Annotated in this window: 13 protein-coding genes and 1 tRNA gene; all 14 read left to right on the top strand. The window is 63.4% G+C overall.

The window, feature by feature from the left end:
* Positions 1 to 74 (top strand): EF-Tu C-terminal domain-related protein (locus C5O18_RS01470; RefSeq protein ID WP_432315770.1); only part of this gene is annotated, 74 nt, incomplete at its 5' end.
* A 51-nt stretch (positions 75 to 125) separates the two neighbouring features.
* A tRNA-Trp gene (locus C5O18_RS01465) sits at positions 126 to 201 on the top strand.
* Positions 202 to 250: 49 nt separating this feature from the next.
* A complete protein-coding gene (gene secE, locus C5O18_RS01460; RefSeq protein WP_105191105.1) occupies positions 251 to 619 on the top strand; it encodes a preprotein translocase subunit SecE in 369 nt (122 codons plus the stop codon).
* A gap of 19 nt (positions 620 to 638) precedes the next feature.
* Positions 639 to 1,166, top strand: a complete 528-nt coding sequence (gene nusG / locus C5O18_RS01455; RefSeq protein ID WP_241146697.1) for a transcription termination/antitermination protein NusG — start codon at positions 639 to 641, stop codon at positions 1,164 to 1,166.
* 102 nt (positions 1,167 to 1,268) lie between these two features.
* Positions 1,269 to 1,700, top strand: a complete 432-nt coding sequence (gene rplK / locus C5O18_RS01450) for a 50S ribosomal protein L11 (protein WP_105191103.1) — start codon at positions 1,269 to 1,271, stop codon at positions 1,698 to 1,700.
* A gap of 2 nt (positions 1,701 to 1,702) precedes the next feature.
* Complete coding sequence (rplA, locus tag C5O18_RS01445; protein ID WP_105191102.1) at positions 1,703 to 2,398, top strand: 50S ribosomal protein L1; 696 nt, start codon at positions 1,703 to 1,705, stop codon at positions 2,396 to 2,398.
* Positions 2,399 to 2,654: 256 nt separating this feature from the next.
* The gene (gene rplJ, locus C5O18_RS01440) at positions 2,655 to 3,161 is read left to right on the top strand and encodes a 50S ribosomal protein L10 (RefSeq protein WP_105191101.1); all 507 of its coding nucleotides are present in this window, start codon (positions 2,655 to 2,657) and stop codon (positions 3,159 to 3,161) included.
* Positions 3,162 to 3,209: 48 nt separating this feature from the next.
* On the top strand, positions 3,210 to 3,584 hold the full coding sequence (rplL, locus tag C5O18_RS01435) for a 50S ribosomal protein L7/L12 (RefSeq protein ID WP_105191100.1): 375 nt from the start codon (positions 3,210 to 3,212) through the stop codon (positions 3,582 to 3,584).
* 221 nt (positions 3,585 to 3,805) lie between these two features.
* The gene (gene rpoB / locus C5O18_RS01430) at positions 3,806 to 7,876 is read left to right on the top strand and encodes a DNA-directed RNA polymerase subunit beta (RefSeq protein WP_105191099.1); all 4,071 of its coding nucleotides are present in this window, start codon (positions 3,806 to 3,808) and stop codon (positions 7,874 to 7,876) included.
* A gap of 72 nt (positions 7,877 to 7,948) precedes the next feature.
* On the top strand, positions 7,949 to 12,154 hold the full coding sequence (gene rpoC, locus C5O18_RS01425; RefSeq protein WP_105191098.1) for a DNA-directed RNA polymerase subunit beta': 4,206 nt from the start codon (positions 7,949 to 7,951) through the stop codon (positions 12,152 to 12,154).
* Positions 12,155 to 12,284: 130 nt separating this feature from the next.
* A complete protein-coding gene (rpsL, locus tag C5O18_RS01420; RefSeq protein WP_105191097.1) occupies positions 12,285 to 12,659 on the top strand; it encodes a 30S ribosomal protein S12 in 375 nt (124 codons plus the stop codon).
* Positions 12,660 to 12,740: 81 nt separating this feature from the next.
* A complete protein-coding gene (gene rpsG, locus C5O18_RS01415; protein ID WP_105191096.1) occupies positions 12,741 to 13,211 on the top strand; it encodes a 30S ribosomal protein S7 in 471 nt (156 codons plus the stop codon).
* Between the two features lie 21 nt (positions 13,212 to 13,232).
* Positions 13,233 to 15,365 carry an elongation factor G gene (gene fusA, locus C5O18_RS01410; protein WP_105191095.1) on the top strand — a complete coding sequence of 711 codons (2,133 nt, stop codon included), beginning with the start codon at positions 13,233 to 13,235 and terminating at the stop codon, positions 15,363 to 15,365.
* A gap of 62 nt (positions 15,366 to 15,427) precedes the next feature.
* The coding region (locus tag C5O18_RS01405) for a GTP-binding protein (protein ID WP_001029591.1) at positions 15,428 to 15,510 on the top strand (83 nt) is incomplete at its 3' end.

Raw genomic sequence — 15,510 nt, 5'->3', positions numbered from 1 at the left:
AAGGTCTGCGCTTCGCGATCCGTGAAGGCGGCCGCACCGTCGGCGCCGGCGTCGTCGCCAAGATCTTCGCCTGAGGCGGGAAAATGTGGCCCGGCTGCCGACAGGCTGCCGGGCCAATGTTCTACAGGCCAGTAGTTCAATTGGTAGAGCACCGGTCTCCAAAACCGGGTGTTGGGGGTTCGAGTCCCTCCTGGCCTGCCATATTCAAGGCGCGGAAACGCGTTTTTGTCGTGTCTGAGAGTCTGATTTTATGACGACACCGGTCGAAACGGTCCGAGATCCGGCCAACACCGTCAAGTGGGTGGTTGTCGTGGCGCTGCTGATTGCCGCCACGCTGGTCAACCGCCTCCTGCCCGAGCTGTCCGGCCTGCTGCGCGGTCTGCTGATGGTCGGCCTGGGTGCTCTGGCGCTGGTGGTCGCGTTCGTGACGTCCCAGGGGCGCTCCTTCCTGGATCTGCTCAAGCAGGCCCAGGTCGAAGTGCGCAAGGTGGTGTGGCCGACCAAGCAGGAAACCTGGCAGACCACGCTGATCGTGCTGGTCGTCGTGCTGGTCATGTCGCTGCTGCTGTGGGGCATGGACTCGCTGTTCGGCTTCCTCATTTCTGCGGCAATTGGTTGACGGGAGGCCATCAGTGAGCATGCGTTGGTTCGTTGTGCACGCCTATTCCGGCTTTGAAAAGCAGGTCATGCGTTCCCTCCAGGAGCGTGTCCGCCTGGCGGCCATGGAAGACCAGTTCGGCGAGATCCTGGTGCCGACCGAAGATGTGGTCGAAATGAAGAACGGCGTCAAGCGCAAGACCGAGCGCAAGTTCTTCCCGGGCTACGTGCTGGTCCAGATGGAAATGAACGATGCCACCTGGCATCTCGTGAAGGAATGCCCGAAGGTCATGGGCTTCATCGGCGGCAAGGCTGACAAGCCGGCCCCGATCACCGATCGCGAGGCCGATGTCATTCTCAACCGCATCCGTACCACGGTCGATGCGCCGCGTCCGAAGACGCTGTTCGAGCCGGGCGAGGTGGTGCGTGTCAATGACGGTCCGTTCGCGGACTTCAACGGCACCGTGGAAGAGGTCAACTACGAGAAGAGTCGTCTCCGCGTCGCGGTGATGATCTTCGGTCGCTCGACTCCGGTCGAGCTCGAATTCACCCAGGTCGAAAAGGTCTGAGGTGTCGCGACGCCTGCGCAGGCAGGTGTCGTTTCGTCATGCGGATAGGCCGCATGGCTGAACTTGGGGAGCCGCGAGGCGCTTGTACCCACGGAGCAGAAAATGGCAAAGAAGATTGATGCCTACATCAAGCTGCAGGTTCCTGCAGGCAAGGCAAACCCGTCGCCCCCCATCGGTCCGGCTCTCGGTCAGAAGGGCGTGAACATCATGGAATTCTGCAAGGCCTTCAACGCCGCCACGCAGAAGATGGAAGTCGGCCAGCCGATCCCGGTCGTCATCACCGTCTACTCCGACCGTTCCTTCACCTTCGTGATGAAGACCCCGCCGGCCACGTTCCTGCTCAAGAAGGCCGCCGGCCTGAAGAGCGGCTCGCCGCGTCCGAACAGCCAGAAGGTGGGCAAGGTCACCCGCGCCCAGCTGGAAGAAATCGCCACCCTCAAGAAGCCTGACCTGACGGCTGCCGACATGGATGCTGCCGTGCGCACCATCGCTGGTTCGGCGCGCTCCATGGGTCTGGATGTGGAAGGAGTCTGATCATGGCAAAGCTGAGCAAGCGTCAGGCCGCCATCAAGGCCAAGCTGGTCCCGGGCAAGCTGTACAGCATCGAAGAGGCCGTGGGCCTGCTGTCCGAGCTGCCGCCGGCCAAGTTCAAGGAATCGATCGATGTCGCCGTGAATCTCGGCATTGATCCGCGCAAGTCCGACCAGGTCGTCCGCGGCGCCACCGTGCTGCCCGCCGGCACCGGCAAGACCGTGCGTGTCGCCGTGTTCGCCCAGGGCGCCAATGCCGAAGCCGCCAAGGCCGCCGGTGCCGACGTCGTCGGTTTCGATGACCTGGCCGAGTCGATCCAGGCCGGCAACCTCGACTTTGATGTCGTCATCGCCTCGCCGGACGCCATGCGCGTGGTCGGCAAGCTGGGTACCGTGCTCGGTCCCCGCGGCCTGATGCCGAACCCGAAGGTCGGCACCGTGACCCCGGACGTGGCAGGCGCCGTGCGCAATGCCAAGGCCGGTCAGGCGCGTTACCGCGTTGACAAGGGCGGTATCATCCACGCCGCCGTCGGCCAGCTCGGCTTCACCGCCGATGCCATCCGCCAGAACGTCGAAGCGCTGGTGTCCGACCTGAAGAAGGCCAAGCCGGCCACCAGCAAGGGCGTGTACCTGCAGAAGGTCACCCTGTCGACCACGATGGGCCCGGGCCTGGCCATCGACCTGTCGACCCTGGCGGTCTGAGCGGGGCTGAAAGATTCGCGTCCTCGCCGCCTTGGCGGCGCAGGCGCACCGGACTTTGAAATCGCCCGTTCGCGGGCGAGCGTCAAAGACCACAGGCGCGGGGCCCGGCCAGCCGGTGACTCCGCTTAAAACAACAGCCTGGGCAGACGCGGTGTGGTTTCAAGCTGAAGAGCTCTGTGACCCCCGCGCGCAGCGCGAGCTGCAAATGGGGTCGGCGGCATCATGCCGCCGATGAAACTAAGTTAAGGAGGTTACAGTGACTCTGCGACTCGAAGACAAGAAAGAGATCGTCGAAGCGGTGAACAAGGCCGCTTCCGGTGCTTTCGCTGCAGTCGTCGCCGACTACCGCGGCCTGACCGTGGGCCAGCTGACCCAGCTGCGCACCCAGGCCCGCGACAAGGGCGTCTACCTGCGCGTCGTCCGCAACACGCTGCTGCGTCGCGCGGTTGCCGGCACTTCGTTCGAAGTGCTGGCCGACGCTTTTGTCGGTCCGACGATCATTGCCCTTTCGCAGTCCGAAAATGACATGGGCGCTGCCGCCCGCATTTTCCAGGACTTCCTGAAGGACAATCCGAAGGCTCCGCTGGCCGTGAAGGCCCTGTCGATCGACGGCAAGCTCTATGGCGCGAAGGACATCGATGTCGTCGCCAAGCTGCCGAACCGCGAGCAGGCCCTGACCATGCTGGCTTCGGTGCTCCAGGCCCCGATCTCGAAGTTCGCCCGACTGCTCACGTCGGTGAAGGAACAGAAAGAAGCCGCCTGATCGCCGCTTGAAATCCACACCTATTGAAACCCTATCGGGAGACTGAAAATGGCTCTGTCCAAAGAAGATATCGTTAATGCCGTTGCCGAATACACTGTTCTGGAGCTGGTCGAACTGATCACCGCCATCGAAGAGAAGTTCGGCGTGTCCGCCGCTGCCGTGGCCGTGGCCGCTGCTCCGGGTGCCGGCGCCGCCGCCGCTGCCGAAGAGCAGACCGAGTTCAATGTCGTCATGACCAGCTTCGGTGGCAACAAGGTTGCCGTCATCAAGGTCGTGCGCGAACTGACCGGTCTGGGCCTGAAGGAAGCCAAGGACCTGGTCGAAGCCGCTCCGAAGGCCGTCAAGGAAGCCGTGTCGAAGGACGAGGCTGCCGACATCAAGAAGAAGCTGGAAGAAGCTGGCGCGACCGTCGAAGTCAAGTAATCACTTGGCAATGCGACGCGGGCATGGCCCGATGCGCTGCACGGCTGGAGGCTCGTAGAGCCTCCGGCCTTTTTCCGTTATGACGGGCCGGCGCAGGCCTGATGCATGACGGATGTGTCGAGTGACGACCTGAGCAGCCGGGATGCGGCTTCTCAGGCCGTCACTTTGCAACACTGAGGTGACGCCTTTTCACGAGGCTCAAGCACAAGTTGAGGACCCAGATGGCATACTCTTACACCGAGAAGAAACGCATCCGAAAGAATTTCGGCAAGCTCCCGGCACTGATGGATGTGCCCTATCTTCTGGCCATTCAGGTGGACTCCTACAGGGCCTTCCTGCAGGATGGCAAAGGCCCGAAGCAGCGTGAGGACCTGGGTCTCCAGGCCGCTTTCCGTTCGGTGTTCCCGATCGTCAGCTACTCCGGCAACGCCGCGCTCGAGTTCGTCGAGTACGCCCTCGGCACGCCGATGTTCGATGTCCGCGAGTGCGTCCTGCGCGGCGTGACCTACGCCGCCCCGCTGCGCGTGAAGATCCGCCTGATCATCTATGACCGGGAAGCCTCGGTGAAGACGATCAAGGACATCCGCGAGCAGGAAGTCTACATGGGCGAAATCCCGCTCATGACCGAGAACGGCACCTTCATCATCAACGGTACCGAGCGCGTCATCGTGTCGCAGCTGCACCGCTCGCCGGGCGTGTTCTTCGACCACGACAAGGGCAAGACCCACTCCTCGGGCAAGCTGCTCTACAACGCCCGCATCATTCCCTACCGCGGCTCCTGGCTGGACTTCGAGTTCGACCCGAAGGACCTGGTGTTCGCGCGCATCGACCGCCGCCGCAAGCTGCCGGCGACCATCCTGCTGCGCGCGCTGGGCTACAGCTCGGAAGAAATGCTCGACATGTTCTTCGAGTCGAGCACCGTGCACCTCGACGCCGACGGCTTCAAGCTGGACCTGGTGGCCGAGCGCCTGCGCGGTGAAACCGCGCTGTTCGACATCGCCAACAAGGGCAAGGTCATCGTCGAGTCGGGCCGCCGCATCACCGCCCGTCACATCCGCGAGATCGAGAAGGCTGGTCTGACCCAGCTCGACATCCCGGCCGAGTACCTGTTCGGCAAGGTGACCAGCAAGGCGCTGGTGAACGAGGCCACCGGCGAAGTGATCGCCGAGTGCAACACCATCGTCACCGACGACCTGCTGAAGAAGGTCGGCCAGGCCGGCATCAAGACCTTCAACGTGCTGTACACCAACGACCTGGACCGCGGTCCGTTCATCTCCGACACGCTGCGTTCCGATCCGGCCCGCACCGAACTGGAAGCGCTGGTCGAAATCTACCGCATGATGCGTCCGGGCGAGCCGCCCACCAAGGACGCCGCCGAGAACCTGTTCAAGAACCTGTTCTTCTCCGCCGAGCGTTACGACCTGTCGGCCGTCGGCCGCATGAAGTTCAACCGTCGACTGGGTCGCAGCAACGACCTCGGCGATGGTGTGCTGTCGCGTGATGACATCGTCGATGTGCTGAAGACGCTGATCGACATCCGCAACGGCAAGGGCGAGGTCGATGACATCGACCACCTCGGCAACCGTCGCATCCGCTCGGTCGGCGAAATGACCGAGAACCAGTTCCGTGTCGGCCTGGTGCGTGTCGAGCGCGCGGTCAAGGAACGCCTGTCCATGGCCGAATCGGACAACCTGATGCCTCAGGATCTGATCAATGCCAAGCCGGTGTCGGCCGCGATCAAGGAGTTCTTCGGCTCCTCGCAGCTGTCCCAGTTCATGGACCAGAACAACCCGCTGTCGGAAATCACCCACAAGCGCCGCGTCTCCGCTCTCGGCCCGGGCGGTCTGACCCGCGAGCGCGCCGGCTTCGAAGTCCGTGACGTGCACCCGACCCACTACGGTCGTGTCTGCCCGATCGAAACGCCGGAAGGTCCGAACATCGGCCTGATCAACTCGCTGTCGAGCTTCGCGCGCACCAACGAATACGGTTTCCTCGAGTCGCCGTACCGCAAGGTGATCGACGGCAAGGTCACCGACGACTACGTCTATCTGTCCGCCATCGAGGAAGCCGAGCACGTCATCGCCCAGGCCGACTCGCTGATGGATGACAAGGGCTTCCTGGCCGGTGACCTCGTGGCCGTGCGTCACAAGAACGAATTCACCGTCATGGCGCCGGAGAAGGTCACCTACATGGACGTGTCGCCGCGTCAGGTGGTCTCGGTCGCCGCGTCGCTGATCCCGTTCCTCGAGCACGACGACGCCAACCGCGCCCTCATGGGTTCGAACATGCAGCGTCAGGCCGTTCCGACCCTGCGCTCCGAGAAGCCGCTGGTCGGCACCGGCATGGAGCGCTACGTCGCCCGTGACTCCGGTGTCTGCGTGGTGTCCCGCCGTGGTGGCGTGATCGACTATGTCGATGCCGCCCGTATTGTGGTCCGCGTCAAGGATGAGGAGGTGGTGCTCGGCGAAGCCGGTGCCGACATCTACAACTTGACCAAGTACACCCGTTCCAACCAGAACACCTGCATCAACCAGCGCGCGCTGGTGAAGGTCGGTGACGTGGTCGAACGCGGCGACATCCTGGCCGACGGTCCGTCCGTCGACCTCGGCGAGCTGGCCTTGGGCCAGAACATGCGCGTCGCCTTCATGCCCTGGAACGGCTACAACTTCGAAGACTCCATCCTGCTCTCCGAGCGTGTGGTGCAGGAAGACCGCTTCACCTCGATCCACATCCAGGAGCTGTCGTGCATCGCGCGCGACACCAAGCTGGGCGCCGAGGAAATCACCGCCGACATCCCGAACGTGGGTGAAGCCGCGCTGTCCAAGCTGGACGAGTCGGGCATCGTCTACATCGGTGCCGAAGTGAACGCCGGCGACATCCTGGTCGGCAAGGTCACGCCGAAGGGCGAGACCCAGCTGTCGCCGGAAGAGAAGCTGCTGCGCGCGATCTTCGGCGAGAAGGCTTCCGACGTGAAGGACTCGTCCCTGCGCGTGCCGTCCGGCACCAAGGGCACGGTCATCGACGTGCAGGTCTTCACCCGCGACGGCATCGAGAAGGACGCCCGCGCCAAGGCCATCGAGAAGGAACAGCTCGACGCCTACCGCAAGGACCTGAAGGAAGAGTACCGCATCTTCGAAGAGGCCACGTCCGCGCGTCTGCGCTCGGCGCTGGTCGGCCAGAAGGTCAACGGTGGCGCCGGCCTGAAGAAGGGCGCCGTGGTCACCGCCGAGGACCTCGACGGTCTGGAGCTGGCCAAGTGGTTCGAGCTGCGTCCGGCCGACGACCTGATCGCCGAGCAGCTGGAGAAGGCGCAGGCCTTCCTGTCCGACCGCCAGGCCGACATCGAAGCCAAGTTCGAAGACAAGAAGCGCAAGATCACCACCGGCGACGACCTCGCCCATGGCGTGCTCAAGGTGGTCAAGGTCTACCTGGCCGTGAAGCGCCGCATCCAGCCGGGCGACAAGATGGCCGGCCGCCACGGCAACAAGGGCGTGGTCTCGATCATCATGCCGGTCGAGGACATGCCGCACGACGAACACGGCGAGCCGGTCGACATCGTGCTCAATCCGCTCGGTGTGCCGTCGCGCATGAACGTGGGCCAGATCCTCGAGACCCACCTGGGCTGGGCCGCCAAGGGCCTGGGCCAGCGCATCGGCGAAATGCTCGACGAGCAGCGCAAGGTCGCCGAGGTGCGCAAGTACCTCGACCAGATCTACAACCAGGTCGGTGGCCAGAACGAGGAAATCTCCTCGCTGAGCGATGACGAAGTCACCGCGCTGGCGCAGAACCTGCGCGGCGGCGTGCCCATCGCCACCCCGGTGTTCGACGGTGCCCACGAGTCCGAGATCAAGGCGCTGCTGAAGCTGGCGCGCCAGAACGAGAACGGTCAGCAGTGGCTGTACGACGGCCGTACCGGCGAGCGCTTCGACCGCCAGGTGACCGTCGGCTACATGTACATGCTGAAGCTGAACCACCTCGTCGACGACAAGATGCACGCGCGTTCGACCGGTTCCTACTCGCTCGTCACCCAGCAGCCGCTGGGCGGCAAGGCGCAGTTCGGCGGCCAGCGCTTCGGGGAAATGGAGTGCTGGGCGCTCCAGGCCTACGGCGCCGCCTACACCCTGCAGGAAATGCTGACGGTGAAGTCGGACGACGTGAACGGTCGTACCCGCGTCTACAAGAACATCGTCGACGGCGATCACCGCATGGATCCGGGCATGCCGGAGTCCTTCAACGTGCTCGTGAAGGAAATCCGTTCGCTCGGCATCAACATGGAACTGGACAACGAGTAAGCCTGACGAGAGGTGGCGCCCCGGTCGAGAGCCGGCGGCGCCACCCCCACAAGTTGCTTTGGGAGAATTGCCTTGAAAGATCTGCTCAGCCAACTGCGCAACCAGGGTCAGGTGGTCGAAGAGTTCGACCGCATCCGCATCGGTCTGGCTTCGCCGGACATGATCCGTTCCTGGTCCTTCGGCGAAGTGAAGAAGCCGGAGACCATCAACTACCGTACCTTCAAGCCGGAGCGTGACGGCCTGTTCTGCGCCAAGATCTTCGGCCCGATCAAGGACTACGAGTGCCTGTGCGGCAAGTACAAGCGCATGAAGTTCCGCGGCGTCATCTGCGAGAAGTGCGGCGTCGAAGTCACCATGGCCAAGGTGCGCCGCGAGCGCATGGGTCACATCGAGCTGGCCTCGCCGACCGCGCACATCTGGTTCCTGAAGTCGCTGCCGTCGCGTATCGGCCTGCTGCTTGACATGACCCTGCGTGACATCGAGCGCGTGCTCTACTTCGAAAGCTTCGTCGTCATCGACGCCGGCATGACCACGCTGGAAAAGGGTCAGCTCCTCAATGACGAGGAGTACTACACCGCGCTCGAGGAGCACGGCGACGAGTTCGACGCCCGCATGGGCGCAGAGGCCATCCAGGCCCTGCTCGCCGACATCGACCTCGAAGGCGAAGTCGTGCGCCTGCGCGAAGAGATTCCGGCCACCTCGTCGGAAACCAAGCTCAAGAAGCTGTCCAAGCGCCTGAAGCTGGTCGAGTCCTTCCTCAACTCCGGCAACAAGCCGGAGTGGATGGTCATGACCGTGCTGCCGGTGCTGCCGCCGGACCTGCGTCCGCTGGTGCCGCTGGATGGCGGCCGCTTCGCGACCTCCGACCTGAACGACCTCTATCGTCGCGTCATCAACCGCAACAACCGCCTCAAGCGCCTGCTCGACCTGAGCGCGCCGGACATCATCGTGCGCAACGAAAAGCGCATGCTGCAGGAAGCGGTCGATGCCCTGCTCGACAACGGCCGTCGCGGTCGTGCCATCACCGGCACCAACAAGCGTCCGCTGAAGTCGCTGGCCGACATGATCAAGGGCAAGCAGGGCCGCTTCCGTCAGAACCTGCTCGGCAAGCGCGTCGACTACTCCGGCCGTTCCGTCATCACCGTGGGCCCGACGCTGCGTCTGCACCAGTGCGGTCTGCCCAAGAAGATGGCGCTCGAGCTGTTCAAGCCGTTCATCTTCGGCAAGCTGCAGGCCCAGGGCCTGGCGACCACCATCAAGGCCGCCAAGAAGATGGTCGAGCGCGAGACCCCGGAAGTCTGGGACATCCTCGCCGACGTGATCCGCGAACATCCGGTCATGCTCAACCGCGCCCCGACCCTGCACCGTCTCGGTCTGCAGGCGTTCGAGCCGGTGCTGATCGAAGGCAAGGCCATCCAGCTGCATCCGCTGGTGTGTACCGCCTTCAACGCCGACTTCGACGGTGACCAGATGGCCGTGCACGTGCCGCTGACGCTGGAAGCCCAGCTGGAAGCGCGCGCGCTGATGATGTCGACCAACAACATCCTGTCGCCTGCCAACGGCGAGCCGATCATCGTGCCGTCGCAGGACGTAGTGCTCGGCCTGTACTACATCACCCGCGACAAGGTGAACGCGCGTGGCGAGGGCATGGTCTTCGCCGACTTCGCCGAAGTCACCCGCGCGCTGGCCAACAAGGCGGTGGAAATCCACGCCAAGATCAAGGTCCGCGTGCGCGAAGTCACCATCAACGATGACGGCGAGAAGGTCGAGCGCAAGTTCCTCGCCGACACCACGCCGGGCCGCTGCCTGCTCTGGAACATCGTGCCGGAGGGCCTGCCCTTCGCGCTGATCAACCAGGCCATGACCAAGAAGAACATCTCGCGCCTGCTCAACAGCTGCTACCGCGTGCTGGGCCTGAAGGACACGGTGATCTTCGCCGACCAGCTCATGTACCTGGGCTTCGCGCAAGCCACCTACTCGGGCGTGTCGGTCGGCATGGAAGACATGGTGATTCCGGCCGAGAAGGAAAAGATCATCAATGCCGCCGAAGAAGAAGTGCGCGAGATCGAGTCGCAGTTCGCTTCCGGCCTGGTGACCAAGGGCGAGCGCTACAACAAGGTTGTCGACATCTGGTCGCGCACCAACGAGCTCGTCGCCAAGGCGATGATGGACAACCTGTCGACCGAGAAGGTCACGGCGAAGGACGGCTCCGCGCAGGAGCAGAAGTCCTTCAACTCCATCTACATCATGGCCGACTCGGGTGCCCGTGGCTCCGCCGCCCAGATCCGTCAGCTCGCCGGCATGCGCGGCCTCATGGCCAAGCCGGACGGCTCCATCATCGAAACGCCGATCAAGGCGAACTTCCGTGAAGGCCTGACCGTTCTCCAGTACTTCATCTCGACCCACGGCGCCCGCAAGGGTCTGGCCGACACCGCGCTGAAGACCGCGAACTCCGGTTACCTGACCCGTCGCCTCGTCGACGTGGCCCAGGACCTGGTGGTGACTGAGAACGACTGCGGCACCGAGCACGGCGTGCTGATGACCCCGCTGATCGAAGGCGGCGACATCGTCGAGCCGCTGCGCGAGCGCGTGCTGGGCCGTGTGACCGCGAAGGATGTGCTGAAGCCGGGTACCGAGGAAGTGCTGGCTCAGGCCGGCACCCTGCTCGATGAAAAGTGGGTGGAAAAGCTGGAACTGGCCGGTGTCGACGAAGTCTACGCCCGCTCGGTGATCACCTGCGACACCCGTTTCGGCGTCTGCTCCATGTGCTACGGCCGTGACCTGGCCCGCGGCCACCGCGTCAACATCGGCGAAGCCATCGGCGTCATGGCAGCGCAGTCGATCGGTGAACCGGGCACCCAGCTCACCATGCGCACCTTCCACATCGGTGGTGCCGCGAGCCGTGCCTCGGCCGTGTCCAGCGTGCAGACCCGCAACGACGGCAAGGTGCGTTTTCACAACATCAAGACCGTGCAGCAGAGCAGCGGCAATCTGGTCGCGGTGTCGCGTTCGGGCGAGATCGGCATCGCCGATGACCGCGGCCGCGAGCGCGAGCGCTACAAGCTGCCGTACGGTGCCGTGATCAGCGTGGTCGACGGGCAGGAAGTGAAGGGTGGCCAGATCGTCGCCACCTGGGATCCGCACACCCACCCGATCATCACCGAGCAGGCCGGTCGCGTGAAGTTCGTCGACATGGAAGACGGCATCACCGTGCGTCACCAGACCGACGAGCTGACCGGTCTCACCAACATCGAAATCCTGGATCCCAAGGACCGTCCGGCGGCCGGCAAGGACCTGCGTCCGGCCGTGCGCCTGGTCGATGCCAAGGGCAACGTCATCAACATCGAAGGCACGGACCAGCCGGCGCAGTACTTCCTGCCGCCGGGCTCCATCACCGCGCTGCAGGACAATGCCAACGTCGGCGTTGGTGAAGTCGTCGGCCGTATTCCGCAGGAATCGTCCAAGACCCGTGACATCACCGGCGGTCTGCCGCGCGTGGCCGACCTGTTCGAAGCCCGCAAGCCGAAGGAGCCGGCCATCCTCGCCGAGAAGAGCGGCCTGGTCAGTTTCGGCAAGGAGACCAAGGGCAAGCACCGCCTGATCATCACCCCGGACGATGGTGGCGAAGTCTACGAAGAGCTGATTCCGAAGTGGCGTCAGATCAACGTCTTCGAAGGCGAGCGCGTGTCGCGCGGCGAAGTCATCTCCGACGGCCCGCAGAACCCGCACGACATCCTGCGCCTCAAGGGCGAGACCGCGCTGGCGACCTACATCGTCAACGAAGTCCAGGACGTCTACCGTCTGCAGGGCGTGAAGATCAACGACAAGCACATCGAGGTGATCATCCGCCAGATGCTGCGCAAGGTGGAAGTCACCGAGACCGGCGACAGCTCCTTCATCAAGGGCGAGCAGATCGAGCTGGCCCGCGTGCTGGACGAGAACGAGGTGCTGAACGGCACCGACAAGTTCCCGGCCCAGTACGAGCGCGTGCTCATGGGTATCACCAAGGCCTCGCTGTCGACCGAGTCGTTCATCTCGGCCGCTTCCTTCCAGGAGACCACGCGTGTCCTGACCGAAGCCGCCGTGACCGGCAAGGAAGACGACCTGCGCGGCCTCAAAGAAAACGTGGTCGTCGGCCGCCTGATTCCGGCCGGCACCGGTTTCGCCTATCACGCCCAGCGTCGTCAGCAGCGACTGGATGCCCAGGCCCAGGCTCAGGGTCCGAGCGCCGCCGATGTCGAGCAGGCACTGTCCGAAGCGCTCAATTTCGAGGGCTGAGGCGAAAACGGGCAGCCTGCGCCTTCCTTGACGGGGGCGACGGCTGCTCATAGAATGCGCAACCCTGAAAAAGGGGCCTTTCCGGCCCTTTTTTCGGTTGCGTTTTTACAACGGGAGAGAAAGAGCCACTATGGCAACTACCAACCAATTGATCCGCAAGGGTCGCCAGGCGCTGGTCGAAAAGTCCGGCGTCCCGGCACTGAAAGGCAGCCCGCAGCGTCGCGGCGTCTGCACCCGCGTCTACACCACGACCCCGAAGAAGCCGAACTCGGCGCTCCGCAAGGTCTGCCGTGTGCGTCTGACCTCGGGTTTCGAAGTCAGCTCCTACATCGGCGGTGAAGGTCACAACCTGCAGGAGCACAGCGTGGTCCTGATCCGTGGCGGTCGTGTCAAGGACCTCCCGGGTGTGCGTTACCACACCGTTCGTGGTTCGCTCGATTGCGCCGGCGTGAAAGACCGCAAGCAGTCGCGCTCCAAGTACGGTGCCAAGCGTCCGAAGAAGTAATTTCCGGACGCAGTAAGGCCGGGCGCTCATGTCGAGTCAGTCCCGGACAACCCTGAAGCTTAATGAAAGGTTCATAGCATCATGCCAAGAAGAAGAGTAGTCGCAGCACGTGAAATCCTGCCGGATCCGAAGTTCGGCAGCACCACCCTCGCCAAGTTCATGAACCAGGTGATGGAGTCGGGCAAGAAGTCCACCGCGGAAGCCATTGTCTACGGCGCGCTTGATCGCATCGTGGAAAAGAACAAGGGCAACCCGGTCGAGTTCTTCGAGACCGTGCTCGAGAAGCTGCGCCCGATGGTCGAAGTGAAGGCCCGCCGCGTCGGTGGCGCCACCTACCAGGTGCCCATGGAAGTACGCCCCTCCCGTCGTACTGCCCTGGCCATGCGCTGGCTGGTGGACTCCGCACGCAAGCGTTCCGAGAAGACCATGGCGCTGCGTCTGGCTGGTGAGCTGCTCGATGCCGCTGAAGGCAAGGGTGCTGCGATCAAGAAGCGCGAAGACGTGCATCGCATGGCTGAGGCCAACAAGGCTTTCGCCCACTACCGTTTCTAATCCCGGCCCGAGGAATTTCCAGTGGCAAGAACTACCCCGCTTAACAGGTACCGCAACATCGGTATCTCGGCGCACATCGACGCCGGCAAGACCACGACCACCGAGCGCATCCTGTTCTACACGGGTGTCAATCACAAGCTCGGTGAAGTCCATGACGGCGCCGCCACCATGGACTGGATGGAGCAGGAGCAGGAGCGTGGCATCACCATCACGTCCGCTGCCACCACCTGCTTCTGGTCGGGCATGGCCAGCCAGTTCGACAAGCACCAGATCAATATCATCGACACCCCGGGTCACGTCGACTTCACCATCGAAGTCGAACGCTCCATGCGCGTGCTCGATGGCGCCTGCATGGTCTACTGCGCCGTCGGTGGCGTGCAGCCGCAGTCGGAAACGGTGTGGCGCCAGGCCAACAAGTACAAGGTGCCGCGTCTCGCCTTCGTGAACAAGATGGACCGTACCGGTGCCAACTTCTTCCGCGTCGTCGAGCAGATGAAGGTGCGTCTGGGTGGCAACCCGGTTCCGCTGGTCGTGCCGATCGGTGCCGAAGAAAACTTCGAGGGTGTCGTCGACCTCATCACCATGAAGGCCATCTACTGGGATGAAGCCTCGCAGGGCATGAAGTTCGAAGAGCGTGACATCCCGGCCAACCTCCAGGCCGAGTGCGAGAAGTGGCGCTCCAACCTGGTCGAGACCGCCGCCGAAGCGTCCGAAGAGCTCATGAACGAGTACCTGGAGAACGGCGACCTCAGCGAAGAGCAGATCCACCAGGCCATCCGCATCCGTACGCTGGCCGGCGAGATCCACCCGATGCTGTGCGGCACCGCGTTCAAGAACAAGGGCGTGCAGAAGATGCTCGACGCCGTCATCCAGTACCTGCCGGCGCCGAACGACCTGCCGCCGGTCAAGGGCATCCTGGACGACAAGGACGAGAGCGAAGGCGAGCGTCAGTCCTCGGACGACGAATCCTTCTCGGCGCTGGCGTTCAAGATCATGAACGACAAGTTCGTCGGCAACCTGACCTTCGTGCGCTGCTACTCCGGCGTGCTGAAGTCGGGCGACGCGGTCTGGAACCCGGTCAAGGGCAAGAAGGAGCGCATCGGTCGTATCCTCCAGATGCACGCCAACCAGCGTGAGGAAATCACCGAGATCCGTGCCGGCGACATCGCCGCCTGCGTCGGCCTCAAGGATGTCACTACCGGTGACACCCTGTGCGACGAAAACAAGATCATCACCCTCGAGCGCATGGAGTTCCCGGAGCCGGTGATCTCGGTGGCCGTCGAGCCGAAGACCAAGGCCGACCAGGAAAAGATGTCGACCGCGCTCGGCCGTCTCGCCAAGGAAGACCCGTCCTTCCGCGTGCGCACCGACGAAGAATCCGGTCAGACCATCATCTCCGGCATGGGCGAACTGCATCTCGACATCATCGTCGACCGCATGCGTCGCGAGTTCAGCGTCGAGGCCAACATCGGCAAGCCGCAGGTGGCCTACCGCGAAACCATCCGCAAGGCCGTCGATGCCGAAGGCAAGTTCGTGCGTCAGTCCGGTGGCCGCGGCCAGTACGGCCACGTGCTGCTCAAGCTCGAGCCGATCTACGGCAACGAGGAAGGCAAGGACTACGAGTTCGTCGAGGAAGTCGTTGGCGGCACCGTGCCGAAGGAATACTTCGGCGCTGTCGACAAGGGCATCCAGGAGCAGATGGCCAACGGCGTGCTCGCCGGCTACCCGATCGTGGGTATCAAGGCCACGCTGTACGACGGCTCCTACCACGACGTCGACTCGAACGAAATGGCGTTCAAGATCGCGGCCAGCATGGGCTTCAAGAAGGGCTTCATGGATGCCAATCCGGTCCTGCTTGAGCCGATCATGAAGGTCGAGGTGGAAACGCCGGAAGACTACATGGGCGACATCATGGGCGACCTCAGCCGTCGCCGTGGCGCGCTGCAGGGCATGGACGACCTGCCGGGTGGCGGCAAGGCCATCCGCGCCGAAGTGCCGCTGTCGGAAATGTTCGGCTACGCCACCGACATGCGCTCGATGTCGCAGGGTCGTGCCACGTTCTCCATGGAGTTCGGCAAGTACGCCGAAACCCCGAAGAACGTCGCTGACGCGATCATCACCAAGTACACCGCCAAGCGCAGCGCTGGCGAATAAGTGAATGACGGCCGGACCCGAGGGTCCGGCCGTTTTATGCCCATATAGAGGAGCCAAAGAAAATGGCAAAGGCAAAGTTTGAACGCAACAAGCCGCACGTGAATGTCGGCACCATCGGTCACGTCGACCACGGCAAGACCACCCT

This window comes from Amnimonas aquatica (assembly GCF_002943415.1).
Lineage (GTDB): Bacteria > Pseudomonadota > Gammaproteobacteria > Pseudomonadales > Moraxellaceae > Perlucidibaca > Perlucidibaca aquatica_A.
This window is presented reverse-complemented; position numbering and strand designations above follow the sequence as displayed.

Excerpts from the sequence above, each read along its gene's own strand:
- rpsG (WP_105191096.1), top strand. The coding sequence starts at position 12,741 with ATGCCAAGAAGAAGAGTAGTCGCAGCACGTGAAATCCTGCCGGATCCG.
- rplA (WP_105191102.1), top strand. The coding sequence starts at position 1,703 with ATGGCAAAGCTGAGCAAGCGTCAGGCCGCCATCAAGGCCAAGCTGGTC.
- nusG (WP_241146697.1), top strand. The coding sequence starts at position 639 with ATGCGTTGGTTCGTTGTGCACGCCTATTCCGGCTTTGAAAAGCAGGTC.
- rpoB (WP_105191099.1), top strand. The coding sequence starts at position 3,806 with ATGGCATACTCTTACACCGAGAAGAAACGCATCCGAAAGAATTTCGGC.
- rplK (WP_105191103.1), top strand. The coding sequence starts at position 1,269 with ATGGCAAAGAAGATTGATGCCTACATCAAGCTGCAGGTTCCTGCAGGC.
- rpsL (WP_105191097.1), top strand. The coding sequence starts at position 12,285 with ATGGCAACTACCAACCAATTGATCCGCAAGGGTCGCCAGGCGCTGGTC.
- rplL (WP_105191100.1), top strand. The coding sequence starts at position 3,210 with ATGGCTCTGTCCAAAGAAGATATCGTTAATGCCGTTGCCGAATACACT.
- secE (WP_105191105.1), top strand. The coding sequence starts at position 251 with ATGACGACACCGGTCGAAACGGTCCGAGATCCGGCCAACACCGTCAAG.